The sequence below is a fragment of the Arthrobacter sp. YAF16 genome, from assembly GCF_052113385.1.
GTDB lineage: Bacteria > Actinomycetota > Actinomycetes > Actinomycetales > Micrococcaceae > Arthrobacter.
Genome location: NZ_JBFRDC010000006.1, coordinates 120,987 through 144,270 on the forward strand (window position 1 = coordinate 120,987; position 23,284 = coordinate 144,270).

General features: G+C 67.9%; 20 protein-coding genes. 13 read left to right on the plus strand and 7 right to left on the minus strand.

The genetic code is table 11. The annotated features are described in order from the left end of the window. Window positions 1-16 precede the first annotated feature (16 nt). Window positions 17-955 (minus strand): proteasome assembly chaperone family protein, encoded by a 939-nt coding sequence (locus AB4Y91_RS12835; RefSeq protein ID WP_441418849.1) that lies wholly within the window; start codon window positions 953-955, stop codon window positions 17-19. A 335-nt stretch (window positions 956-1,290) separates the two neighbouring features. Between AB4Y91_RS12835 and AB4Y91_RS12840 the strand changes: the two genes are divergently transcribed. The 5 genes from AB4Y91_RS12840 to AB4Y91_RS12860 all read left to right on the plus strand — a co-directional run bounded on the left by AB4Y91_RS12840 (window position 1,291) and on the right by AB4Y91_RS12860 (window position 7,536). Continuing rightward, the gene (locus AB4Y91_RS12840; RefSeq protein WP_441418850.1) at window positions 1,291-2,817 is read left to right on the plus strand and encodes a leucyl aminopeptidase; all 1,527 of its coding nucleotides are present in this window, start codon (window positions 1,291-1,293) and stop codon (window positions 2,815-2,817) included. 311 nt (window positions 2,818-3,128) lie between these two features. Beyond that, window positions 3,129-4,514: a dihydrolipoyl dehydrogenase gene (gene lpdA / locus AB4Y91_RS12845; protein WP_441418851.1), complete on the plus strand. Its 1,386-nt coding sequence runs from the start codon at window positions 3,129-3,131 to the stop codon at window positions 4,512-4,514. 126 nt (window positions 4,515-4,640) lie between these two features. After that, on the plus strand, window positions 4,641-6,425 hold the full coding sequence (sucB, locus tag AB4Y91_RS12850) for a 2-oxoglutarate dehydrogenase, E2 component, dihydrolipoamide succinyltransferase (protein WP_441418852.1): 1,785 nt from the start codon (window positions 4,641-4,643) through the stop codon (window positions 6,423-6,425). A 96-nt stretch (window positions 6,426-6,521) separates the two neighbouring features. Continuing rightward, window positions 6,522-6,872, plus strand: a complete 351-nt coding sequence (locus AB4Y91_RS12855) for a hypothetical protein (RefSeq protein ID WP_441418853.1) — start codon at window positions 6,522-6,524, stop codon at window positions 6,870-6,872. Between the two features lie 235 nt (window positions 6,873-7,107). Continuing rightward, a complete protein-coding gene (locus AB4Y91_RS12860) occupies window positions 7,108-7,536 on the plus strand; it encodes an OsmC family protein (RefSeq protein WP_441418854.1) in 429 nt (142 codons plus the stop codon). Window positions 7,537-7,607: 71 nt separating this feature from the next. On the opposite strand, the gene AB4Y91_RS12865 is transcribed toward AB4Y91_RS12860, so the two are convergent. After that, window positions 7,608-11,201: a S41 family peptidase gene (locus AB4Y91_RS12865; protein ID WP_441418855.1), complete on the minus strand. Its 3,594-nt coding sequence runs from the start codon at window positions 11,199-11,201 to the stop codon at window positions 7,608-7,610. 74 nt (window positions 11,202-11,275) lie between these two features. Here AB4Y91_RS12865 and AB4Y91_RS12870 point away from each other — a divergent pair, with 74 nt between their 5' ends. Further along, a complete protein-coding gene (locus tag AB4Y91_RS12870) occupies window positions 11,276-12,169 on the plus strand; it encodes a TIGR01777 family oxidoreductase (protein ID WP_441418856.1) in 894 nt (297 codons plus the stop codon). 25 nt (window positions 12,170-12,194) lie between these two features. On the opposite strand, the gene AB4Y91_RS12875 is transcribed toward AB4Y91_RS12870, so the two are convergent. Next, window positions 12,195-13,619, minus strand: a complete 1,425-nt coding sequence (locus AB4Y91_RS12875) for a serine/threonine-protein kinase (RefSeq protein ID WP_441418857.1) — start codon at window positions 13,617-13,619, stop codon at window positions 12,195-12,197. Between the two features lie 378 nt (window positions 13,620-13,997). On the opposite strand from AB4Y91_RS12875, the gene lipB reads away from it, so the two are divergent. From lipB to AB4Y91_RS12895, 4 genes are all read left to right on the plus strand, one after another. Then, the gene (gene lipB, locus AB4Y91_RS12880; protein WP_441418858.1) at window positions 13,998-14,666 is read left to right on the plus strand and encodes a lipoyl(octanoyl) transferase LipB; all 669 of its coding nucleotides are present in this window, start codon (window positions 13,998-14,000) and stop codon (window positions 14,664-14,666) included. Continuing rightward, window positions 14,663-15,670, plus strand: a complete 1,008-nt coding sequence (lipA, locus tag AB4Y91_RS12885) for a lipoyl synthase (protein ID WP_175321644.1) — start codon at window positions 14,663-14,665, stop codon at window positions 15,668-15,670. Before lipB ends, lipA begins: the two co-directional genes overlap by 4 nt. 90 nt (window positions 15,671-15,760) lie before the next feature. Further along, window positions 15,761-16,522, plus strand: a complete 762-nt coding sequence (locus AB4Y91_RS12890; protein WP_175321643.1) for a DUF4191 domain-containing protein — start codon at window positions 15,761-15,763, stop codon at window positions 16,520-16,522. Between the two features lie 168 nt (window positions 16,523-16,690). After that, the gene (locus tag AB4Y91_RS12895; RefSeq protein WP_441418859.1) at window positions 16,691-17,053 is read left to right on the plus strand and encodes a DUF3817 domain-containing protein; all 363 of its coding nucleotides are present in this window, start codon (window positions 16,691-16,693) and stop codon (window positions 17,051-17,053) included. A gap of 160 nt (window positions 17,054-17,213) precedes the next feature. Here AB4Y91_RS12895 and AB4Y91_RS12900 read toward each other — a convergent pair whose 3' ends face one another. Then, window positions 17,214-17,651, minus strand: a complete 438-nt coding sequence (locus tag AB4Y91_RS12900) for an RDD family protein (RefSeq protein WP_441418860.1) — start codon at window positions 17,649-17,651, stop codon at window positions 17,214-17,216. 298 nt (window positions 17,652-17,949) lie between these two features. On the opposite strand from AB4Y91_RS12900, the gene glnA reads away from it, so the two are divergent. The 3 genes from glnA to AB4Y91_RS12915 all read left to right on the plus strand — a co-directional run bounded on the left by glnA (window position 17,950) and on the right by AB4Y91_RS12915 (window position 20,329). Next, window positions 17,950-19,374 (plus strand): type I glutamate--ammonia ligase, encoded by a 1,425-nt coding sequence (glnA, locus tag AB4Y91_RS12905; RefSeq protein ID WP_138769611.1) that lies wholly within the window; start codon window positions 17,950-17,952, stop codon window positions 19,372-19,374. 190 nt (window positions 19,375-19,564) lie between these two features. Then, the gene (locus AB4Y91_RS12910) at window positions 19,565-20,014 is read left to right on the plus strand and encodes a hypothetical protein (protein ID WP_441418861.1); all 450 of its coding nucleotides are present in this window, start codon (window positions 19,565-19,567) and stop codon (window positions 20,012-20,014) included. Window positions 20,015-20,044: 30 nt separating this feature from the next. Beyond that, entirely contained in the window at window positions 20,045-20,329 is a 285-nt protein-coding gene (locus AB4Y91_RS12915) for a DUF6221 family protein (protein ID WP_441418862.1), read from the plus strand. 63 nt (window positions 20,330-20,392) lie between these two features. On the opposite strand, the gene AB4Y91_RS12920 is transcribed toward AB4Y91_RS12915, so the two are convergent. From AB4Y91_RS12920 to AB4Y91_RS12930, 3 genes are read right to left on the minus strand one after another with little or no spacing between them, the layout of a single operon-like run. Next, complete coding sequence (locus tag AB4Y91_RS12920; RefSeq protein WP_441418863.1) at window positions 20,393-20,908, minus strand: GNAT family N-acetyltransferase; 516 nt, start codon at window positions 20,906-20,908, stop codon at window positions 20,393-20,395. 58 nt (window positions 20,909-20,966) lie between these two features. Continuing rightward, entirely contained in the window at window positions 20,967-21,716 is a 750-nt protein-coding gene (locus AB4Y91_RS12925) for an amino acid ABC transporter ATP-binding protein (protein ID WP_441418864.1), read from the minus strand. Beyond that, window positions 21,713-23,158, minus strand: a complete 1,446-nt coding sequence (locus AB4Y91_RS12930) for an amino acid ABC transporter substrate-binding protein/permease (protein ID WP_441418934.1) — start codon at window positions 23,156-23,158, stop codon at window positions 21,713-21,715. Before AB4Y91_RS12930 ends, AB4Y91_RS12925 begins: the two co-directional genes overlap by 4 nt. Window positions 23,159-23,284 lie beyond the last annotated feature (126 nt).

Genomic DNA, 23,284 nt, shown 5'->3' on the forward strand with positions numbered 1-23,284 from the left:
ACGTCATAAATAGTATTTATTCGCCGGGTTCTTTACGGGCGAGGTAGGCCTCGACGGCGGCGCCCAGCGCGTCGGCGTTCGGGATCTGGTCGTTCTCGTCGGCGAGCAGCGACCGGCGCACGGTTCCCTCCGCCTTCTCGTCGTACCGTGTCTCCAGCCGGGAGACGACCTGCTGGACCTCTTCGGAGGCATTGATTTGTTCGGCAATCTGCCGGCCGACTTCCCGGCCCGCCTCGCGGAGGCGGTCCGTGGGAAGCATCAGCGAGGTGGCCGCACCCAGGTACTCCAGTCCCGCGACGGCGGCCGTCGGGTATTCGGCCTCGGCCAGATAGTGCGGGACATGGATCACGTAGCCGGCGATGTTCCGGCCTGCCTCGACGAGGCGCAGTTCAAGGATGTGGCCGACGGCGGCAGGAACCTCGACGGTGGGCTTCCAGACCGAGATCCCCTCGATCAGCTCCGGCCGGTTGCCGTGCACGGTGACACCGACCGGCCGGGTGTGCGGCACCGGCATCGGGATGGAGTGGATCCAGGCCGCCAGGTTGACGTCCAGTTCCTCCACGATCCCCACGACGGCGCGGGCGAACCGTTCCCACTGCAGGTCCGGCTCGAACCCGGCCAGCAGCAGGAAGGGGTTCCCCAGCCCGTCGATCAGCCGGTACAGGGCCAGACGCGGCGCCTGGTAGTCCTGCAGGTGGTCCTCGACGAAGCTCACCTGCGGGCGCCGGGAGCGGTAGTCGATCAGCTGGTCGGCGTCGAACTCGGCGACGAGTTCGGAGTCGAGGGTGTCGAGCAGTTCCGTGGTGATCTGGCTCACCACATGCCCGGCGTCGGCGAAACCGGTGAAGCCCATAAGCAGGTTCAGCCCGTGCAGTTCGGGGCTGCGGAACAGCGCGTCATCACGGACGTAGAGCGTTTCAGGGTCCAGCAAGGAGCCGGAAATCCGTTCCATCACGACATGTTCCTTTCGCAGTAGCAGGTGGGCGGCAGCAGCCGCCGTGGCGGACCGTCGGGTCGATGCGCAGACAAGGCCCGCGCGCAGACGGTTCCCGAAGTGCCGATACCAGCTACAACGCGCCGTCGGCCGGGGGAATTCCTGCCCCGACTGTGTGCCAGCTCTCATTAAATTGAACTCCGGCGCCGGGGAGAGACTACGATCGGAACTGGCCTTATAGACGGCCTTGCAGACACCCGGTTACGTGCAGTGCCGACGGTGGCTCAGGTACCCATGGCAGGGCGCCGAACATGCAGTTCCTGCCGAAAAATCACAGAGAATTGAGGACTGTCCTCGTGGTCAAGAATACCGAAGTCAAACTCAGTGCGATCGCCGGAGACTTGAAGAAGTCCCCGTCCGACGCCCTAGTCGTGGGCGTGGGACAGGGCACCGACGGCCCCGTGCTGCTGGACAACCCGCTAACGGCCAAGGCGGCCGAGGCGCTGGCCGAGTCACTGGGCGTTCTTGGCCTTACCGGTGCCGCCGACCAGGCGCACCGCCTCCCCGGCCTGCCGGAAGCTGGAGCTTCCGTCCTGGTCCTCGCGGGCGTCGGCAAGGTTTCCGCGGGCACCCCGCTCTCCGAGGAGGCACTGCGCCGCGCGGCCGGCTCGGCCGTCCGCCAGCTCGCCGGCGTCGCCACTGTGACCCTCGCGCTCCCGACGCCGGACCTTGCCGCCGTCGCGGCTGTCGCCGAAGGTGCCGCGATGGGCGCCTACTCCTTCAACGAGTACCGCTCCACCAAGGACGGCCTCAAGGATCCGGTCAAGAGTGTCCGCATCCTCACCGACTTCGCCGCGGACAAGGCGCTGGCACCGGTGCTGGAGCGCGCCGCCCTGATCGGCAAGGCCGTCAACGCCACCCGCTCGCTGGTCAACCAGCCGCCGAGCCACCTCTACCCCGAAACGTTTGCCGACGCCGCCAAGGAACTGGCCAAGGGCTTGCCGGTCAAGGTGACCGTCTGGGACGAGAAGCGCCTTGAGAAGGACGGCTTCGGCGGCATCCTCGGCGTCGGCAAGGGTTCCACCCGCCAGCCGCGCCTGGTCAAGGTCGAATACGCCCCCGCCAAGGCCACCGCCAAGATCGCGCTGGTGGGCAAGGGCATCACCTTCGACACCGGCGGAATCTCGCTCAAGCCGCACCTCGGCATGGGCGACATGAAGTCCGACATGGCCGGCGCCGCCGTCGTGCTGAACACCGTCCTGGCCCTCGCGGAACTGGGCCTGCCGGTCAAGGCGACCGCCTGGCTGTGCATCGCGGAGAACATGCCTTCCGGCGCCGCGCAGCGTCCCGCCGACGTGCTGACCATCTTCGGCGGCAAGACCGTCGAGGTCCTGAACACCGACGCCGAGGGCCGCCTGGTCATGGCCGACGGCATCGTCGCCGCCAGCCAGGAGTACCCGGACGCGATCATCGACGTCGCGACCCTCACCGGCGCCCAGCTGATCGCCCTCGGCGACCGCACCGCCGGCGTTATGGGCTCGGACTCCGTCACCGGCGCGCTCAAGGCCGCGGCGGACCGCGCCGGCGAACTGGTCTGGCCGATGCCGCTGCCCGAAGAGCTGCGTCCCAGCCTGGACTCGCAGGTCGCGGACATCGCCAACATCGGCGAACGCCACGGCGGCATGATGACGGCCGCGGTGTTCCTGCGCGAGTTCGTCGGCAAGGGCAAGGACGGCGAGCAGATCCCGTGGGCCCACATCGACATCGCCGGACCGTCCTTCAACAACGGCAGCCCCTACGGCTACAACCACAAGCAGGGCACCGGCAGCACCGTGCGCACCTTGGTGGCCTACGTCGAGGACATCCTCGCCAAAGCCGTCTGAGCGGGGCCGCCGGCGGGCGTCCGGAACCGCCGGTCCTGAAGCACTGTCCGTTCACGCGGCCTTGCGGCCACGGGGCTGATACCCCGGCCACAGGGCCGCGTGACACTGGACACAAGCGCTCCACAAACGCCATGGCAAGGTGGAGCATGTATTAGTGGTTCGCTAAGGTGAACCGTAGTTTCACAGCAATTAGCTTCATAGAAGCAATTCCAAACGAAAGGGAACCGGCCTGCTGGCATAATCACGGCAGACAGTTCCAAGACCAGATGATGCGTACTCTCGTGTCATCGTTCACGCGAGGGAGCGTTTTAGTGGCCGATCAGGCAACTGCGCAAGAATTCGACATCCTGGTACTCGGCGGCGGCAGCGGCGGCTACGCAACTGCGCTCCGCGCCGTCCAGCTCGGCCTTACCGTCGGACTCATCGAAAAGGGAAAGCTCGGCGGCACCTGCCTGCACAACGGCTGCATCCCCACCAAGGCCCTGCTGCACTCCGCGGAACTGGCCGACCACGCCCGTGACTCCGCCAAGTACGGTGTCAACGTGACCCTGGACGGCATCGACATCAACGCCGTCAACGCCTACAAGGACGGCATCATTGCCGGCAAGTTCAAGGGTCTCCAGGGCCTCATCAAGGGCAAGAAGGGCATCACCGTCATCGAGGGTGAGGGCAAGCTCCAGGGCTCCGACACCGTCGTCGTGAACGGCACCGCGTACAAGGGCAAGAACATCGTCCTCGCGACCGGCTCCTACTCCCGCACGCTGCCCGGCCTCGAAATCGGCGGCAAGGTCATCACCTCCGACGAAGCCCTCACCATGGACTTCATCCCCAAGAGCGCCATCATCCTCGGCGGCGGCGTGATCGGCGTCGAGTTCGCTTCCGTCTGGAAGTCCTTCGGGGTCGACGTCACCATCATCGAAGGCCTGCCCTCCCTCGTCCCGAACGAGGACGCGACCATCGTCAAGGCGTTCGAGCGTGCGTTCAAGAAGCGCGGCATCAAGTTCTCCACCGGCACCTTCTTCCAGGGCGTCGAGCAGAACGACGACGGCGTCAAGGTCACCCTCGTCGACGGCAAGACCTTCGAAGCGGACCTCATGCTGGTCGCCGTCGGCCGCGGCCCGGTCACCGCCAACCTTGGTTACGAAGAAGCCGGTCTGACGATCGACCGCGGCTTCGTCATCACCAACGAGCGCCTGCACACCGGCGTCGGCAACATCTACGCCGTGGGCGACATCGTCCCGGGCGTCCAGCTCGCGCACCGCGGCTACCAGCAGGGCATCTTTGTGGCCGAGGAAATCGCCGGCCTCAAGCCGGTTGTCGTTGAGGACGTCAACATCCCCAAGGTCACCTACTCCGAGCCGGAGATCGCCACCGTCGGCTACACCGAGAAGGCCGCCAAGGCCAAGTTCGGCGACGACCAGGTCGAAACCCAGGAATACAACCTCGCCGGCAACGGCAAGAGCTCCATCCTGGGCACGTCCGGCCTGGTCAAGCTGGTCCGCCAGAAGGACGGCCCCGTCGTCGGCGTCCACATGATCGGCGCCCGTATGGGCGAGCAGATCGGCGAGGCCCAGCTGATCGTGAACTGGGAAGCCTACCCGGAGGACGTGGCCCAGCTGGTCCACGCCCACCCGACGCAGAACGAGTCCCTGGGCGAAGCCCACCTCGCCCTCGCCGGCAAGCCCCTGCACGGCTAGCAGTTCCGCCCGCAGCACCGCAAGAACTCCGTGTTTAGTGCACCCGGCCCGAAAAACCGGGTGCACTAAGCTCGAACAAGGCAGCAACCATCCGCACTAAAGATCAATAAGGAGAACGGGGACGACATGTCTGAATCCGTTAACTTGCCCGCCCTCGGTGAGAGCGTCACCGAAGGAACCGTCACCCGCTGGCTCAAGCAGGTCGGTGACCGGGTAGAGGTGGACGAGCCCCTGCTCGAAGTTTCCACCGACAAAGTAGACACCGAGATCCCCTCTCCGATCGCCGGCGTGATCGAGGAAATCCTCGTCGCCGAAGACGAGACCGCTGAAGTCGGAGCACCTCTGGTCCGCATCGGCGACGGCTCCGGCTCCGCCGAGGCTGCCGCTCCGGCCGCCGAGGAAGCGCCGGCCGAATCGCCGTCCGCTGCCGAGGCCCCGGCCCCCGAAGCCGAAACCCCCGCCCCGGCCGCCGAGGCTGCCGCTCCGGCACCCGCCGCGGAGGCCGCGCCGGCCGGCGAAGGCCACGAAGTCACGCTCCCCGCCCTGGGCGAGAGCGTCACCGAAGGTACCGTCACCCGATGGCTCAAGAGCATCGGTGACACTGTCGAAGTGGACGAGCCGCTGCTGGAAGTTTCCACGGACAAGGTCGACACCGAGATCCCGTCTCCGGTCGCCGGCACGCTGCAGGAAATCCGCGTTGCCGAGGATGAAACGGCCGAGGTCGGCTCCGTCCTCGCCGTGATCGGCTCCGGCGCTGCCGCGCCGGCCGCTGCTCCGGCTCCGGAGGCTCCCAAGCAGGAGGCGCCGAAGCAGGAAGCTCCCAAGCAGGAGGCCCCGGCTCCGGCCGCGGCTCCCAAGCAGGAAGCCCCCGCGGCACCCGCTCCGGCCGCCGCTCCCCAGCAGGAAGCCCCCAAGCAGGAGGCCCCGAAGCAGGCAGCTGCCCCCGCCGCAGCTGCGACTCCTGCCGAGTCCGGCTACGTCACTCCCCTGGTCCGCAAGCTCGCCAACCAGCAGGGCGTGGACATCTCCTCGCTGACCGGCACCGGCGTCGGTGGCCGGATCCGCAAGCAGGACGTGCTGGCCGCAGCCGAGGCCAAGGCCGCCCCGGCGGCCGCAGCTTCCGCGCCGGCCGCGTCGTCCGCAGCCCCGGCAGCAGCGTCCCCTGCAGCATCTGCTGAGGCCTCGTCGCTGCGCGGCACCGTGCAGAAGGCCCCGCGGATCCGCCAGGTCATCGCCCGCCGCATGCGCGAGTCGCTGGACATCTCCACCCAGCTGACCCAGGTGCACGAGGTGGACATGACCAAGGTCGCCAAGCTGCGGGCCAAGGCCAAGAACTCCTTCCAGGCGCAGAACGGCTCCAAGCTGACCTTCCTGCCCTTCATTGCCAAGGCCGTCGCCGAGGCCCTGAAGCAGCACCCGAAGGTCAACGCCTCCTACGACGAGGACAAGCAGGAGATCACCTACCACAACGCCGAGCACCTGGCGATTGCGGTGGACACCGACAAGGGCCTGCTGGTTCCGGTCATCGCCGACGCCGGCAACCTGAACCTGGCCGGCCTGGCCGGCAAGATCGCCGACGTCGCGGACCGCACCCGCAACGGCAAGATCGGCCCGGACGAGCTCTCCGGCGGAACCTTCAGCATCACCAACATCGGTTCCGTGGGCGCCCTCTTCGACACCCCGATCATCAACCAGCCGCAGGTGGCCATCCTCGGCACCGGCGCGATCGTCAAGCGCGCCGTCGTGGTCTCCGATGAGAACGGCGACGACTCGATCGCCATCCGTTCGATGATGTACCTGTCGCTGACGTACGACCACCGCCTGGTGGACGGCGCCGACGCAGGACGCTTCCTGCAGACGCTGAAGGCACGCCTTGAAGAAGGCGCGTTCGAAGCAGACCTCGGCCTCTAGCAGCCAGCTCATCCATCTGGGTGAGAGAAGGGCACCTCCCCGCAAGGGAAGGTGCCCTTCGCTCTTTATGGACACTTTGTCGCTAAGCTAGGTCCCATGAACATCGTCTATAACATCATGGTCTTCCTGCACATCATCGGCGCCGCCATGATCGTGGGTATCTGGATCGCCCAGATGAAGAACCCCACCGTGCACCCGCGCCAGTTCGACGGCGCCGCCCTCCAGCTCATCACCGGCATTGTCATGATGGGGCTCATCCCGGCCTTGAACATGGACGCCAACTACGCCAAGCTCGGCCTCAAACTGGTGATCGCCCTCGCCGTGGCCGTGCTCGCGTTCATCGGCAGCCGCAAGTACAAGAAGGACGAGCCGGTCAGCAGGGGCCTCGCCCACAGCGTTGGCGGCCTGGCGCTGCTTAACGTCGCCATCGCCACCCTCTGGCAGTAGGCACCCGACCGCAGCGACGGCGGCGTACCCCCAACCGGGGTGCGCCGCCGTCGTCGTTAACCCGTTCCTCCCGGCGGGACAGCGGCTGGGCTTTATCCCTGCCGCCCCGCCATGTCGAGGCAATTCTCTGACAGCGGACACCGGGTGCGGCGACCGGACCGAGTCCCTAGGATGGGACACGGCAGGATCCGCTTACCTGGCCGGATCGCTGACTCAACGACGCTGAGGAGTGGACATGGCAACAACACGCACCGCACACACTGTATGGAACGGCGACCTGATGTCGGGGGCGGGCAACACCAGCCTCGACAGCTCCGGGCTCGGCAACTTCGACGTCACCTGGAAGGCCCGCGCCGAAGCGGCCGAGGGGAAGACCAGCCCGGAAGAACTGATCGCCGCCGCGCACTCCGCATGCTTCTCGATGGCATTCAGCCACGCCCTGGCGCAGGCCGGCCACACGCCGGAGGAAGTCAACACCAAGGCCGACGTCACGTTCGAACCCGGCACCGGCATCACCGGCAGCCACCTCACCCTGAACGCCCGGGTGCCCGGCATCTCCGAGGAGGAGTTCCAGCGCATCGCCGAGGACGCCAAGACCGGCTGCCCGGTCTCGGCTGCCCTGACGGGCATCAAGATCACCCTGGACGCCACCCTGGCCGCCTAGCAGCCGGCAACCGCAGATACACGAAGGCCCCCGCCCCGGATTGTCCGGAGCGGGGGCCTTCGCCGTGTGCGCTAGTTGCCCTGCCGGCGGGCCGGCAGCGGGGCGGGCCGCACCGTGCGGTAGCCCTCGCGGAGCGGCGGGCGGTCGGTGGGAAGCTCCTGGATCATTTCCTTGAGCGCGCCGATGCCGTATTCGAGCTGCGGGTCCGTGCCGGCCGCATAGGCGTGCGGCGGGAAGGAGACCTCGATGTCGGGGGCAACACCGTAGTTTTCTACGCCCCAGCCCACGCCGCCGGTGAACCAGGTGGCGTAGCGCGGCTGGGTGACCCCGGTGCCGTCCGCCAGGGCGAACCGGTTGTCGATACCGACGACGCCGCCCCAGGTCCGGGTGCCGATGACCGGTCCGATCCCGCGCAGCTTGGAGACCTGGGTGATGATGTCGCCGTCGGAGCCGGCAAACTCATCGGTGAGGATGATGACCGGGCCGCGCGGTGCGTGGTGCGGATAGGTGCGCGGACGCTCGCCGCGGGGCATGCTCCAGCCGGTCACCTTGCGGCCGATCAGCTCCGCGACGAGCTGCGAGGTGTGGCCACCGCGGTTGCGGCGGACATCCACGATCAGGCCGTCGAGGGAGGTCTCGGTATCCAGGTCGCGGTGCAGCTGCGCCCAGCCGTTGGCCATCATGTCCGGTATGTGCAGGTAACCGAAGGTGCCCTGCGAGGCTTCCCGCACGGTGCGGCGGTTGGACGCGACCCATTCCTGGTAGCGCAGCCGTTCCTCGTCCTTGACCGGCACGACGGCGACGCGGCGCTGCTCCCCTGCCCGGGCGCCGTGGCCGGCACCGTTGCGCAGGGTCAGTTCCACGGCGCGGCCGGCGGCTCCGGCCAGCTGCACGGCCGGCGTCAGCGACGCCGAGAGTTCGACGCCGTCGATTGCCAGCAACACATCCCCGGGCCGCGCGTCCACGCCCGGCCGGGTCAGCGGCGAGGTGGCCAGCGGGTCCGAAGATTCCCCGGCCAGGATGCGGGTGATTTCCCAGCCCTCGCCGGTGAACGCGAGGTCGGCGCCGAGGCGGCCCTGGCCGTTGCTGCCGTTCTCCGTCACCAGGGCGGGGCGGACGTAGGCGTGGGAGGTTCCCAGCTCGCCGTGAAGTTCCCAGAGCAGGTCCACGAGGTCATCGTGGGAGCCGAGCCGGTCCACGATCGGCCGGTAGCGGGCGTGCACCGAATCCCAGTCCTGGCCGGCCATGTCCGCGGTCCAGAAGAAGTCGCGCTGCAGGCGCCAGGCCTCGTCGAAGGCCTGGCCCCACACACTGACCGGGTCAAGCCGGACCCGGATGCGGTTCAGATCCACCTTGACCAGTTGGCCGGATTCCTCGTCGGCCTTCGATGCCGCGGGCGAGACACGGATCTGCTTGTCCTGGACCAGGACGACCTTTTCGCCGTCGCCGGTGAGCCGGTAGCTGTCCAGCGCGTCGACGATCGTGGTGGCTCGGCGCTTGGCGAGGTCGAAGCGGACCAGGCTCGGGGCGGCGTTCTTGTCCTCCAGGCTGGCCCGGCCGTCGCCGGTCACGCCGGCCAGCTCGTGGTCGAGCCAGAGCAGCGCGCCCGCGGTGGCGGCTAGGTCCGAGTAGTTGCCCTGCGGGACCGGGACGCTGATGACGCGGTGCGCCAGGCCCTCGGCGTCGACCCTGACCGGCGCGGCGGTTTTGGCTGCGTCTCCGGCACCGCTTTCGGCGGCGGCCCCGTCCCGGGAATCCTCCGAGTCTTCGGGGAGTGCGACGCTCGGCCCGAACGGGGACGGTGTGTCGGCTGCCAGGGCCACGAGGTAGGGCTTGATCGGACTCGGGAAGGACAGGTCGAAGGAGTGCCCGTCGTACACCGGGTCGAAGCTGCGGTTGGACAGGAAGGCCAGGAATTTGCCGTCCGGGGTGAACGCCGGCGACTCGTCCCGGAAGCGGCCGTCGGTGACGTCGATGATCGCAGGCTTATCCGCCCCGGCCGCGGCGGGCGTTGCCGTTCCTGCCCGATCGATCCGGGCCAGCCGCAGCCGGGTCCTGGAGCCGAAGGAGGTGACCGGCTCGGCCCAGCCCAGCCACGCCGAGTCCGGAGACCAGCTGAAGCCGTCGATGCTGCCCTCGCCGATGCTGCTCAGCAGCGACAGGGCGCCGGTGCGGGTGTCTGCGAGGAAGATATCGCCGAAGGAGGTGCCGACGGCGATCCAGTTGCCGTCCGGGCTTGCCTCCATCGCGCTGGCCCGGCTGGGCTTCGGGAAGTCGATCCGGGTCGGTCGACCGCTGTCGGCTTGCTCCGGCGCGGAGCCGCCACCCGAAGAGGCGCTGCCGGAGGCGGCATCCGCGACCACCACCGGCACGGCCTCGGCAGCGGCGACGACGGCGGTCGCCGGCGCGGCGTCGGGGCGGGTGAGGGCGGCAGCGGAGACTGGCCGCGGCAGCGGAGTCCCGCCGTCGGCGTCCTGCCCGGCCTCCGCGGCGGCGGCCGGTGCGGGGGCCTGCACCTGGTTGCCGGATGCTTGGCCGCCGGATGCGTGGTTGCCGGATCCGTGGCCGCCGTGCACGGGCGCGGCGATGGGCTTGAGGTAGAGCGCCTCGGCGCCCTCGTGGTCCGCGATGTAGGCGATCCGGCCGGCACCGAAGGGGCGCGGCAGTCGTGCCCGGACACCCGGAGTCGCCTCGAGGATGCGCGACGGACCGTCCTTGTGCCGCAGCCAGTGCAGGGTGCCGTGGGCTTCCACAGCGCTGGAGTCGCCGGTGTGGTCCGGGATGACGTCACCGAGGTGGCGGGAGGGCTTCAGCGCCGACGAGCGCCGGGCCTGCGAAGCGGAGCCGAGCGTGACGTCGAGCTTGACCGCGTCGGCGTCGAGACCGGCCAGCAGCCAGAGTTCGCCTGCGGACTCAAAGACCACCCGTTCACCGTCGGTGGCCGCGTGCCGCACGTAGAAGTCCTCGTGGTCCGTGTGGCGGCGGAGGTCCGTGCCGTTGGGCAGCACGGAATACAGGTTGCCGTAGCCCTCGTGGTCGGAGAGGAAGGCGATCCGGCCCTGGACCCACATCGGGTCGGTGAGGTTGCCGTCAAGTTCGGGCGCGAGCCGCTCGAATTCGCCGTTGCCGTCCGCGTCGATCCACAACTTCCCGGCGGCGCCGCCCCGGTACCGCTTCCACCAGGCCGGTTCACGGGAGAGCACACTGGCCAGCACCACGGGCCGTTCATCCCCGACGACGGTGCCGTAGGCCACGGACTCGACCGGTCCGTAGGGCAGCTCCTCGGCCCAGCCGCCGTCGACGGGCAGGCTGTAGGCGTGCGTGAGGCGGCTGTCCGCCTGCCGGAAGGCGCTCGTGACCACCACGTCGCCGTCCGGGGTGAAGCCCTTGACCTTGGTGGAGCTGTGGCCGAAGTAACTGAGCTGGCGGTACCCGCCGCCATCGACGTCCGCCGTGACAACCTCCGGGGCGGTCCCCTGGACGACCGTCCAGACCAGGCGCTTTCCGTCGGGGGTGAACCGCGGGTTGCGGGCCGGCAGCTGCAGCGAGGAGACCCGCCAGGCGCGGCCTCCGTCGAGGGGCGCGATCCAGACGTCGTCCTCGGCCACGAAGGTGACCAGATCGCCATGCAGATGCGGGAAACGGAGGTAGCTCGAAGAGGTCATCGTTCGATCATAGTCAAAACCTCCCCTAGCCCCGGGGAGGTTTCCCTGCCGTGCCGGGCATGGTGAGATGGATCATGCGAATCCTTGTAGCAGGCGCCTCCGGGCTGATCGGAACCGCCCTTTCCAGCACGTTGCGCGACAGCGGGCACGAGGTCGCGAGCCTGGTCCGGCGCCCGCCCGCCTCGCCCGGCGAGTTCCAGTGGGATCCCGCCGCGGGCCGCATCGACGACACGGCCCTCAAGGGTGCGGACGCGGTGATCAACCTCTCCGGTGCCGGGATCGGCGACCGGCCGTGGACGCGGGGCCGGATCAACGAGCTCAGCGCCTCGCGGCTGGGCCCGACGCGGACCCTGACCGCGGCGATGGGCCGGATGGACAACCCGCCGCCGGTCTTCCTGAGCCAGTCCGCCTCCGGTTACTACGGAAATGCCGGTCAGGCGGTGCTGCGCGAGAACGCGCCGGCCGGCAGCGGCGTGCTGGCCCGGATCTGCGCCGACTGGGAGGCCGCGGCCCAGGAGGCGCCGGCCGGGGTCCGCGTTGTTACCGCGCGCACCGGCGTCGTCCTGAGCCGCAGCGGCGGCGCCCTCGGCCGGCTCCTGCCGCTGCTGCGCCTGGGCGTGGGCGGCCCGCTGGGTAACGGCCGGCAGTACTGGCCGTGGATCACGCTTCCGGACGTGGCCGGCGCTTTCAACTTCCTGCTCACCGCGCCGCTGGCCGGACCGGTGAACGTCTGCGCCCCGGAGAGCGCGGACGTGAATTCGTTGATCTCCCGGCTGGCCGAATCACTCCACCGGCCGGCTCTGTTGCGGGTGCCGGCGCCCGTACTGCGCCTCGTGATGGGCCAACTGGCCAATGAATTGCTGCTCGCCAGCCAGCGGATGGAACCGGCTGCCCTGGCCGGCGCCGGGTTCCAGTGGCAGCACCCCTCGCTGGCCCAGGCCGCGGCCTGGGTGGCGGCCCGCGGCTGACCGGGCGGCGCCGGAGGCGCCCGTCCTAGTCCCCGGCGGCGCGGAGGACCTCCTGGATCCGCCATTTGCCGTCCACCGGCACCAGCACCAGGCGAAGCCGCTGTTGCGGGACGGCCGCCGCCTCGGCCACCACCGTCCCCGCGGCGTCGCGCTCCCGGTACGACGGCGAGGCCACGCTGAGCGACACCACGGCCCGCGCGGCTGTGCTCTCCGGCTGCCGCTTGACCAGGCTCAGGCGGGCTTCGAAGCCGTCGAGGACGTGGCCGGACACCGCCAGCCGGGAGCCGACGCCGGCGTCTGCTGCCGCGGCAGGGGACGCGGGCGCATTGACCTGTTCCAGAAGCCCGAGGTTCCCCGTGCTCAAGGCGTAGGAACGGAGGCCAGCGAGGCCGCGCACCGCGTCTTCGGGCCGTGGCGCGGCGAGCAGCTTCTGCAGAGCGGCCGGCACGGCTCCGGCCGCCGCGACCTGCGGATCGGTGGCAGCCCCGGTCACCGGTACCGCTGCCGGTCCGGACAGCGGCCGGACCTCAGGGGCCCATTCCCCCACCGCCAGCCTCCCGGCGAGCAGCAACGTCCCGAAGACGCCTGCCGCCGTGAAGAGCACCGCCGTCACGAGGACCGCCAGGCCACGCCGAACGCTCACGCGCCTAATTCCCGGCCGAGCTCCCGGCTGGCGGCGCACCGGCATGGACGCATGCCGCGCACTTGGTCCGACCGGGGGGTGCAGCGCCACCCGGCGCCGCCAGCGCCACAGCCGCGACGCCCGCCTTTCCCGCGCGCCGGCCGGAAGGGAGCGCCGGGTCAGCAGTTGGGGCAGCACGGTCGAATGCACCGACACGGAAAGATCCACGGGCGCCGCCGGGGCGCCGCGGAAAATCGCCTCGGCCAGCTCCGCGGCCGACGGCCGCCGGCGTCGGTCACTGCACAGTCCCGCCTCGAGCGCGTCCGCGAGCTCCGCCGGAACGGCGGGAACCAGCAGCGGCAGCGGCGGACGCTGGGGTTCCGGCTCCGGCGCCCGGCCGGTGAGGCAAAACCAGCCCAGCGCCGCCACGGAGTAGACATCCCTTTCAGGCTGGAGCCCGGCCCGGACGGCATCCACCGGGGCCGGGTCACGGAACCCGTCCGTGCCGGCGCCGGAGGCATCCTGCGGCTCCGCCAGCATCCGCCCCACCCCGAGGTCGGCCAGCAGCGGCTTTCCCTGCGCAGTGAACAGCACGTTGCCCGGTGAGACGTCGCCATGGGTAAATCCGTTCCGGTGCAGGTACGCCAGCGCCTGGGCGATCGGGGTCAGCACCGTGACGGTCTCCCCCGGCGCCAGGCTGCCCCGGGCCCCAAGGAGTTCGGCCAGCGAGCCGCCGGCGGCGTAGTCGAGCACAAGCCCCAGCCCGGGGGCCGCCGCTGGTCCCATAAGCCACCCGCACCACGGCATGCGCCTTGACGAGGTGCTCATGGTCAAGGGCGGAGAGGATCCGCATCTCACGCCGCACGGCTTCCTCGGCATCCACCGCCCGTCGTCGTTCCCGCTGCGGCTCTCCTGCTGGACCGACGGCGTTGAAGCACTTCAGCGCCACGTCACGCCGCGTCACCTGGTCAGTGGCGAGCCAGACGGCGGCGCTGCCGCCGCGGCCCAGCAGCCGCCCGACGTCGTATCCGGAAACCTCCGGAGTCAGGGCGGGATCGGAAGCGGAAGCAGGGGACGCGGACCGTTCGTAATCATCCATGGTTTAGGAATAGCGGATCTTCGACTTCCCTGCAGGAGTTATCCACAGGCATGAGAGCTTCACCACAGAATCGGTGGGCGCGACAGCCGAGGACTAAGCTGGATGCCATGACTCTTGAGTTCTCCCAGCTGGGTCTCGCTCCTGAATTCGTCGACTACACCCGCGGCTGGGATATCCAGCGCGAACTCCACGAGAAAGTCGTCGCCGGAACCGCACCCAGCACCGTTCTGCTGCTCGAACATTCCCCGGTCTACACCGCAGGTAAACGCACCGAGGACCACGAACGCCCCTTCGACGGGACCCCCGTGGTGCCCGTGGACCGCGGCGGCAAACTGACCTGGCATGGCCCGGGCCAGCTGGTGGGCTATCCCATCATCAAGCTGAAGAACCCGGCCGGCATCCGAGACTACGTCGAACGGCTCGAAGCCGTCATCATCGCTGTCCTGGCCGACTACGGCATCGACGCCGTCCGGATCAAGGGCCGTGCCGGCGTCTGGATCGAGCAGGACGAGAAGGGCCCGGCGCGCAAAATTGCCGCGATCGGCATCCGGGTCCACGAGGGCGTCACCATGCACGGCTTCGCCATCAACTGCAACAATGACCTCGCCCCCTACGGCCAGATCATCGCCTGCGGCATCACCGACGCCGGCGTCACCACGATCGCGCAGGAGACCGGCCGGGATGTCGCCCCGGCAGACCTCGTGTCGCGGATCACCGAGGAACTGCGCAACAATGAAGAAGCCCTAGTTGCAACCCACGAAGGAGCTCTACTGTGACACTGGCACCAGAAGGCCGGAAGATGCTGCGTATTGAGCAGCGCAATGCGGCCACCCCGGTGGAACGGAAGCCCGAGTGGATCAAGGCCAAGGTCCAGATGGGCCCGGAGTTCGTCCAGCTCAAGAACCTCGTCAAGAAGGAAGGCCTCCACACCGTCTGTGAAGAGGCCGGCTGCCCCAACATCTTCGAATGCTGGGAAGACAAGGAAGCGACCTTCCTGATCGGCGGCTCCGAGTGCACCCGGCGCTGCGACTTCTGCCAGATCGACACCGGCAAGCCCTCCCCCGTGGACATGTTCGAGCCCACCAAGGTGGCCCGCTCGGTCCAGTCCATGCAGCTGCGCTACGCCACCGTCACCGGAGTGGCCCGCGACGACCTCGCCGACGAGGGCGTCTGGCTCTACGCCGAGACGGTCCGCAAGATCCACGAGCTGAACCCGGGCACCGGCGTCGAACTCCTGATCCCCGATTTCTCCGGCAAGCCCGAGCACATCGAGGCGATCTGCGACTCCAAGCCCGAGGTGTTCGCGCACAACGTCGAGACTGTCCCCCGGATCTTCAAGCGGATCCGTCCCGCGTTCCGTTACGAGCGGTCCCTGGACGTCATAACGCAGGGCCGCAAGCTGGGCATGGTCACGAAATCCAACCTGATCCTGGGCATGGGAGAGACCCGCGAGGAGATCTCCGAGGCACTGCGCGACCTGCACGAGGCCGGCTGCGACCTGATCACCATTACCCAGTACCTGCGCCCGTCCGAACGCCACCTTCCGGTAGACCGCTGGGTCAAGCCGCAGGAGTTTGTGGACCTGCAGCAGGAGGCCGACGAGATCGGTTTCCTCGGCGTGATGAGCGGCCCGCTGGTGCGTTCCTCCTACCGTGCCGGCCGGCTCTGGGCCACCGCGATGCGCAAGAAGGGCTGGGAAATCCCGGCCGAGCTGGCGCACATCGAAAGCTCCGGCAGCACCCGCCAGGAAGCCAGTTCGCTGCTCGCGGCGCACTCCTGACAGACACCGCACACCATTGCCGCCCAGGGCCGGCACCGGAGCAATCCGGTGTCCGGCCCTGAGCCGTGCATCACGTAGAATTAAGGCACTATGGCGAATTTCCCTGACTCCAGCACGTCCACTTCTTCAGCCGATGAGCCGAAGCGTGGCCTTTTTTCCCGCAAGCCCAAGGAAGCCAAGGCCAAGAAGCCGAGCCGGCTGAAGCAGATCAGGGAAGTCTTCCAGATGACCCGCCGCCACGATCCGATGGTCCCGTGGCTCATGCTGCTGGCGTTCCTCGGCGTCGTCGCGGTCAGCTTCCTCGTCGGGTTCCTGCTGGATAACTGGATCACGGGCCTGATCATCGGCATTCCGCTGGGCATCCTGGCCGCCACCCTGATCCTGTCCCGCCGCGCCGAGCGCGCCGCGTTCGCCCAGATTGAGAACCAGCCGGGGGCCTCGGGCGCCGCACTGGGCACCCTGCGCCGCGGCTGGATCACCGAGGACCAGCCGGTCGCCGTCAACCCGCGCACCCAGGACGCCGTCTTCCGCGCCATCGGACGCCCCGGCGTCGTACTGGTCAGCGAAGGCCCCAGCCACCGGGTCAAGCCACTGCTCGACGGCGAACGCAAGCGCCTCGCCCGCATCCTGCCCAACGTCACCATCCACGTGATCGAGAGCGGCCGGGGCGAGGGCCAGGTGCCGATCAGCCAGGTCGCCAAGAAGATGGGCAAGATGAAGAACGAACTGACCAAGACCGAGGTCAGCACCGTTTCGAAGCGCATCTCCTCGCTCGGCAACCGCCTGCCGATCCCCAAGGGAATCGACCCCTACAAGGCCCGCCCCGACCGCAAGGCGGCCCGCGGCCGCTAGGGACGCCCGTTGGCCACAGCTTTCCCGGGGCGCCCCGGTTGCCGGCATCTTGCCGGGAGCCGGGGCGGTCCACTTTAACCCCTGCGTTATCCCTTACGACCGACCGTACGACGCCGGGCGCCGGCCTCAGCGCGCGGCACCGCCACAACCGAATCCGGAGACTGCCCCATGAAATTTCCCGCCAGGACCGCCGTGATCAGGATCTTCCGGATCCTGGCCGTCGCCGAAGCCTTCAGCTGGGCAGCACTGCTGGTGGGAATGTTCCTCAAGTGGGTGCTCCGGACCACCGAACTGGGCGTCGAACTGGCGGGGCCGGTCCACGGGGCGTTCTTCATCGGCTACGGCTTGTCCGCCCTGGCGCTGTGGCGGCTGCAGCGCTGGCCGTTCCGGGTGGCGCTGTTCGCAGGGCTCTCCGCGGTCCTGCCGTTCACCACCATCTGGTTCGAACGCTGGGCCGGCGGGCGCGGCTATCTGGCGGAAGGTCCGCACGGAGTCACATCGATCCCGGCCGAGGAAACAACCCGGGTCTAGAGTCAGCAGGGTCCGGTGGGATCACCTTGCGGCACCACGCCCGTCCATTCACCACAAACGGCCGCTTAGTCGGGTGCCATAGCGGCCATTTCCGGCAATTCGCAGCCGCTTTCGGCACAGAACAGCGGCGGATTCGTCCCCGACGCCCAACCCGCAGCGGCTACATCCGGACGAGCACCGTGTTCATGGCCTTGTCGTGCAGGCCGCGGTGGTCCGGGTCGAAGATGACGGCGGGAATCACCAGGCAAAGCAGCACGCTCCGGACCAGGGCCGGGAGCGGACCCGCCGGACCGCCGCCAAGCCGGATGACGTGGATCCCCATGATCCGGTGCCCGATGCTGTAGCCCAGGGTTCCGACCAGCAGGGCCTGTTCGACGGCGAACACCGCCAGCGTGGCCCAGGAGTTCCCGCCAAAAGCGAAGTTGCTGATCAACAGGGCGATCCCCCAGTCGATGCAGATGGCCAGGATCCGCCGGCCCGCGCGGGCAATCGAGCCGGGGCCGGACTCGGGCAGGCCCAGCCGCTCCCCCGGATACTTGGAGATGCCGGACGTGTCCGGTCCGCTGAGCCACGAGCCTATGTCTTTACGATCAACCACCCCCCAAGCCTATCGGCTCCCGGGCGGCCCTCGGGGGTGTTCACCATCTGGACGCTGGGCGGTCACAGAGCGGACCCGGATAGGCCACACTGTGGACAGCGACTAGCTTTAACACGTCAGCGCATTCTGTAACCTGCCCGAAACAAAGCGGACACCGCGGGGAAATCCCGTGTCCTTAGGGTGGTAACAGTTGCTAGCGGCACCGTAGGCGGGGTGAAAACTGCGTTTTCCCCGACGTCGGACTGCGCTGGACCACACGGCCTCACGGCCAGATCTTTCATATGCGTAAGGAGCATAGATGTTCAAGACTGCGGACGAAGTCCTCAAGTTCATCAAAGACGAAGACATCAAATTCGTTGATATCCGCTTCACCGACCTCCCGGGCGTTCAGCAGCACTTCAACGTCCCCGCCAAGAGTGTTGACGCGGACTTCTTCGTCAACGGCCAGCTTTTCGACGGATCGTCGATTCGCGGTTTCCAGGGCATCGCCGAGTCGGACATGCAGCTCATCCCGGACGTCACGACGGCGTTCGTTGACACCTTCCGCATCGAGAAGACCCTCGCGCTGAACTTCTCCATCGTGAACCCGCGCACGGGCGACCCGTACCACCGCGATCCCCGCGGCGTGGCCGAGAAGGCCGAGGCCTACCTGGCCTCCACCGGCATTGCCGACACCGCGTTCTTCGCCCCCGAGGCCGAGTTCTTCGTCTTCGACAATGTTCAGTACCAGTCCTCCCCGCAGGGCAGCTTCTACAAGATCGACTCCGAGGAAGCCCACTGGAACACTGGCCGCGAAGAAGAAGGCGGAAACCTCGGTTACAAGACCCCCGTCAAGGGCGGTTACTTCCCGGTCTCCCCGACCGACAAGCAGGCCGACCTGCGCGACGCCATGTGCATCGCGCTGGATGAGGCCGGCCTTGAGGTCGAGCGCAGCCACCACGAGGTCGGTTCCGCCGGCCAGGCTGAGATCAACTACAAGTTCACCACCCTGACCCACGCGGCCGATGACCTGCAGAAGTTCAAGTACGTCATCAAGAACACCGCCGATGCCTGGGGCAAGTCGGTTACCTTCATGCCGAAGCCGGTCTTCGGTGACAACGGCTCGGGCATGCACTGCCACCAGTCGCTGTGGAACGGCGGCGAGCCGCTCTTCTACGACGAGAAGGGCTACGCGGGCCTGTCCGACACCGCCCGCTGGTACATCGGCGGCCTGCTGAAGCACTCCTCCGCCGTCCTGGCCTTCACCAACCCGACGGTGAACTCCTACCGCCGCCTGGTCAAGGGCTTCGAAGCTCCGGTCAACATGGTGTACTCGCAGGGCAACCGCTCCGCCGGTATCCGCATCCCGATCACGGGCTCGAACCCGAAGGCCAAGCGCATCGAGTTCCGCGCTCCGGACCCCTCCTCCAACCCGTACCTGGCCTTCGCGGCCCAGCTGATGGCCGGTATTGACGGCATCCGCAACCGCATCGAACCGCCGGCGCCGATCGACAAGGACCTCTACGAGCTCCCCGCCGAGGAAGCCAAGGACATCCCCAAGGCCCCGGGCACGCTCGAGGAAGCCCTGGAAGCCCTGGCCGAGGACAACGAGTTCCTGCAGGCCGGCGGCGTCTTCACCCAGGACCTGATCGACACCTGGATCGAGTACAAGTACGAGAACGAGATCCGCCCGCTCTCGCTGCGCCCGAACCCGTACGAGTTCGAGCTCTACTACGGCGTCTAGCCCGCAGACAAAAGGCCGGTCCGGAGGTTCGCGAAACCTCTGGGCCGGCCTTTTTTGTGTCATGTGCCGCTTAGCCGGGCTGTCCAGGCCGGGGTCAAGCCGCTTTGTGCCGCACCCGGAGATAATTAGCCGTCCGTCTCCGCCAATTCGAGGCTACGCTTGGTCCCAGGAACTACATCGAGGAGCGGTGATGTCCCGGTTCCGAAGCTTTATACGCCAACACCTCGTGGCCGACGACCCGGCACCCGGCTACTCCCGCCTGGACCGCCGCGATGGCCTCGGGGAATCGGCGGCGGTTGCGGCAACGCCGGGCGAGCCAGCAGGATCCCCGACGGCGCCCACCCCCGCACCCGCCCCGGCAGACTCCCCGGACGCGGCTCTCGCCGCAATTGAGGAAAGACTCACGGCAGACGAGAACGAATTTGTCGGCGGCGTGGCCGACCAGTCCGCCCGGGACAGGCGCTACCTGCTAGCCCTCGTTGAGGAGCGGCGGACCGTGATTGAGCGGGTGGAGGAATTGGCTGCGCACCTGGACCGCCTCGCTCCCCATGACCGGCACTACTCCCGGCTCATCCGGGCAGCCCTCACCTCAGCGGATGACAACCGGCCCGACGGCGGCGAAACCTCCCACCCGGCGTAGTGGCGTGGCACAATCCGTGGTGTGGATATTGTGGAGTTTCTAGAAGCTCGAATCGATGAAGAAGAAGCAGAGCTCCGGCACGCCCCCGTTCCGGACCACTCGGCGTCTCCCCCGCTCGCCGCGCCAATGCGCGCCGAGTGTGCCCAGAAGCGGGAGATCCTGGCGCGCTGGAAGCGGGCCTCGGCGGACCTCTTCGACAGCACGGACGCCCAGGGCGAACTGGCCATGGCCCGCCGCGCCATGCTCAACATCCTCGCCGCAGGTTACGAGGACCACCCGGATTTCGACCCGGAGTGGGCCGCGACCCACGAATGAGTGCGGCGCGTTCCGCACGTAACATCACAATCAGCAGCCCGGGCGGACTGTCTCGTGGGCCGTTCAAAACCCCCGGTACATGATCCGCTGCGGGCCGGCGTCGCCGCCCAGGTATTGCCCGCGGTCCTCGAATCCGGCCTTGCGGTAGGCGGCCTGACCCGCCGGGTTGGCCTCGTTGACGGACAGGACGACGCCGCGCTGCTCCCCGCCCAGCGCGGACGTGAGCCTGGCGGCTTCACGCACGGCCGCGGCTGCCGCGGCCGCACCGAATCCCCTGCCCTGCTGCCGCCGGTCCACGAGGAAACCGCGCAGCAGCCAGGCGGAATCGTCGTCGGCCCAGCCGGCGGCGCGTGCGGCCCCGGCCTGCAGGGTTGCCACGCCGACGGCCGAGCCGTTGGAATCCATGACATAGGGAAAGCGGCTACCCTCTTCGAGTCCCATCAGCATCATCCGCAGCGGATCCCCGACGAACTTCCGTTGCCCCTCGCCCAGCTCCAGTCCGGCGACCTCCCCGAGCTTGATGGCCCGGGCGTCGTCGTCGAGGTTCTTCAAGGCGATCAGCCACACGTGTTCAGACATATCAGAAGCGTATCCAAAGCCGGGCTGCCCCGCCGTCGGGCAGCCCGGCGGACAACGCCTAGAGGACCTTGGAGAGGAATTCCCGGGTCCGCGGCTGCTGCGGGTTGCCGAACAACTCCTCCGGAGCGCCCTGCTCGCAGATGACGCCGTCGGCCATGAACAGCACCCGGTCGGCCACTTCACGGGCGAAGCCCATCTCGTGGGTGACCAGCACCATCGTCATGCCCTCGCGGGCAAGGTCCTTGATCACCTGCAGCACCTCGCCGACCATTTCCGGGTCCAGCGCGGACGTGGCCTCGTCGAAGAGCATGATGTCCGGGTTCATCGCCAGCGCCCGGGCGATCGCCACGCGCTGCTTCTGGCCGCCGGAGAGCGACGCCGGACGGGCATCGGCCTTCTCGGCGAGACCAACGCGCTCCAGCAGTTTCAGGGCGTTGGCCCGGGCTTCGTCCTTGCCCTGTTTCTTCGACTCCACCGGTGCCAGCATGATGTTCTCGATCACGGACATGTGCGGGAACAGGTTGAAGTGTTGGAAGACCATGCCGATGTGCCGGCGCACCTCGTTGATGTCCACCTTGGGGTCGGTCACGTCGAAACCGTCCACCGTGACGTGGCCGGCGGTGATGTCCTCCAGCTTGTTCAGGCAGCGCAGGAAAGTGGATTTGCCGGAGCCGGAGGGCCCGATCACGCAGACCACCTCGCCTTCGGCAACCTCCGCGTTGATGCCCTTGAGGACTTCATTGGCGCCGAAGGACTTCTTCAGCTCCCGGACGGAAATCTTGCTGGGTGCAGTGACTGCCGTGCTCATTTGTTGAACCTCTTATCCGCAACGTTGGCCAGCTTGGTCAGCAGCATGATCACCACGAAGTACAGGACCGCGACGATCAGCAGGGTTTCGGTGATCCGGAAGTTCCCGGCGTAGATCTGCTGGCCCTGGTAAAGCAGTTCGGCGAAGCCGATGGCGAGCAGCAGCGAGCTGTCCTTGAGCATGATGATGAGCTGGTTGATCAGGGACGGCGTCATGATCTTGAACGCCTGCGGGACCACGACTTTCTGCATGGATTTCGCGTAGCCCAGGCCCAGGCTGCGGCTGGCTTCGAGCTGGCCCGGGTCCACGGACTGGATGGAGCCCCGGACGATTTCGGTGATGTAGGCGCCGGCGTTGAGGCTGAGGGTCAGCACGCCGGCCACCCAGATGTCGATCGGCTGGCCGGTCAGCTGCGGGATGCCGAAGTAGAAGAAGAAGGCCCAGACCAGCAGCGGGGTCCCGCGGAAGATGCTGACGAAGGTGGTGGCGATCCCGCGCAGCAGCGCGCTCGTGGAGATCTTCATGAACCCCATGAAAAGGCCGATCAGCATGGCCAGGGCGAAGGAAATCGCGGTGACCAGGACGGTGTTCCCGAGGCCCTTCATCAGGGCGGGGAAGCTGTTGGCCAGCAGCTCCCAGAAGCTGGACTGGGCGGCCTGCGTGGGGTCCTTGAGGTACTTGTCCAGGATTTCCTGGTACTTGCCGCTGGACTTCAGCTCCGCCAACCCGGTGTTGAACGCCTTCAGCAGTTCCGGGTTCTTGCCCTTGTTGACGGCAAAACCGTAGGAGCCGCCCTTTTCCTTCTCGGACACGGCCTTGAGGCCGTTGTTCTGGCTGATCCCGTAGGCCAGCACCGGGTAGTCATCGAAGACTGCGACGGCGTTGCCGGACTTCACGAGTTCGTACATGGTGGCGGACTGGTCCAGGGACTTGACCGTGAAGCCGTACTTGCCGGCGATCGACTTGGCGAACGTCTCGCCCTCGCTGCCGGTCTTGGCGGTGACCGTCTTGCCCTTGAGGTCCTCGTAGCCCTCGATGTCCTTGTTGGACTTGGCGACGGCCATCTGGACGCCCGATTCGAAGTACGGGTCGGAGAAGTCGTAGATCTGCTTGCGGGGTTCCGTGATCGACATGCCGGCGATCACGCCGTCGACCTGGTTGGAGGACAGCGCCTGCAGGGCCGCGTTGAAGCCGAGCGACTTGATCTCGACGGCGAATCCCTGGCTCTTGGCGATCTCACGGATGATGTCCATGTCGATTCCGGTCAGTTCACCGCCGGCGTCACGGAATTCGAAGGGGGCGAACGTGGTGTCCGTGCCGATGACGAAGGTCTTTCCGGAAAGGCTCGACGGCGCGGCGGCCGGCTGGGCCCGATCGACGGACTGGTGCGCTGCGGGTGCGGCCGCGGGGGCCGCGGCGGCACCTGAGGCACCGAAGAGCATGGCGGCGAAGGCCAGCAACGCTCCGACGACCGTGGCCGTCCGCGGCCGGGCGGCCCCGGTCTGCTGGAGTCTGGGCAAGTTAAACAACCCCTAGGTAAGTGCGGCAGCCGGTCCGGAGGACCGGCA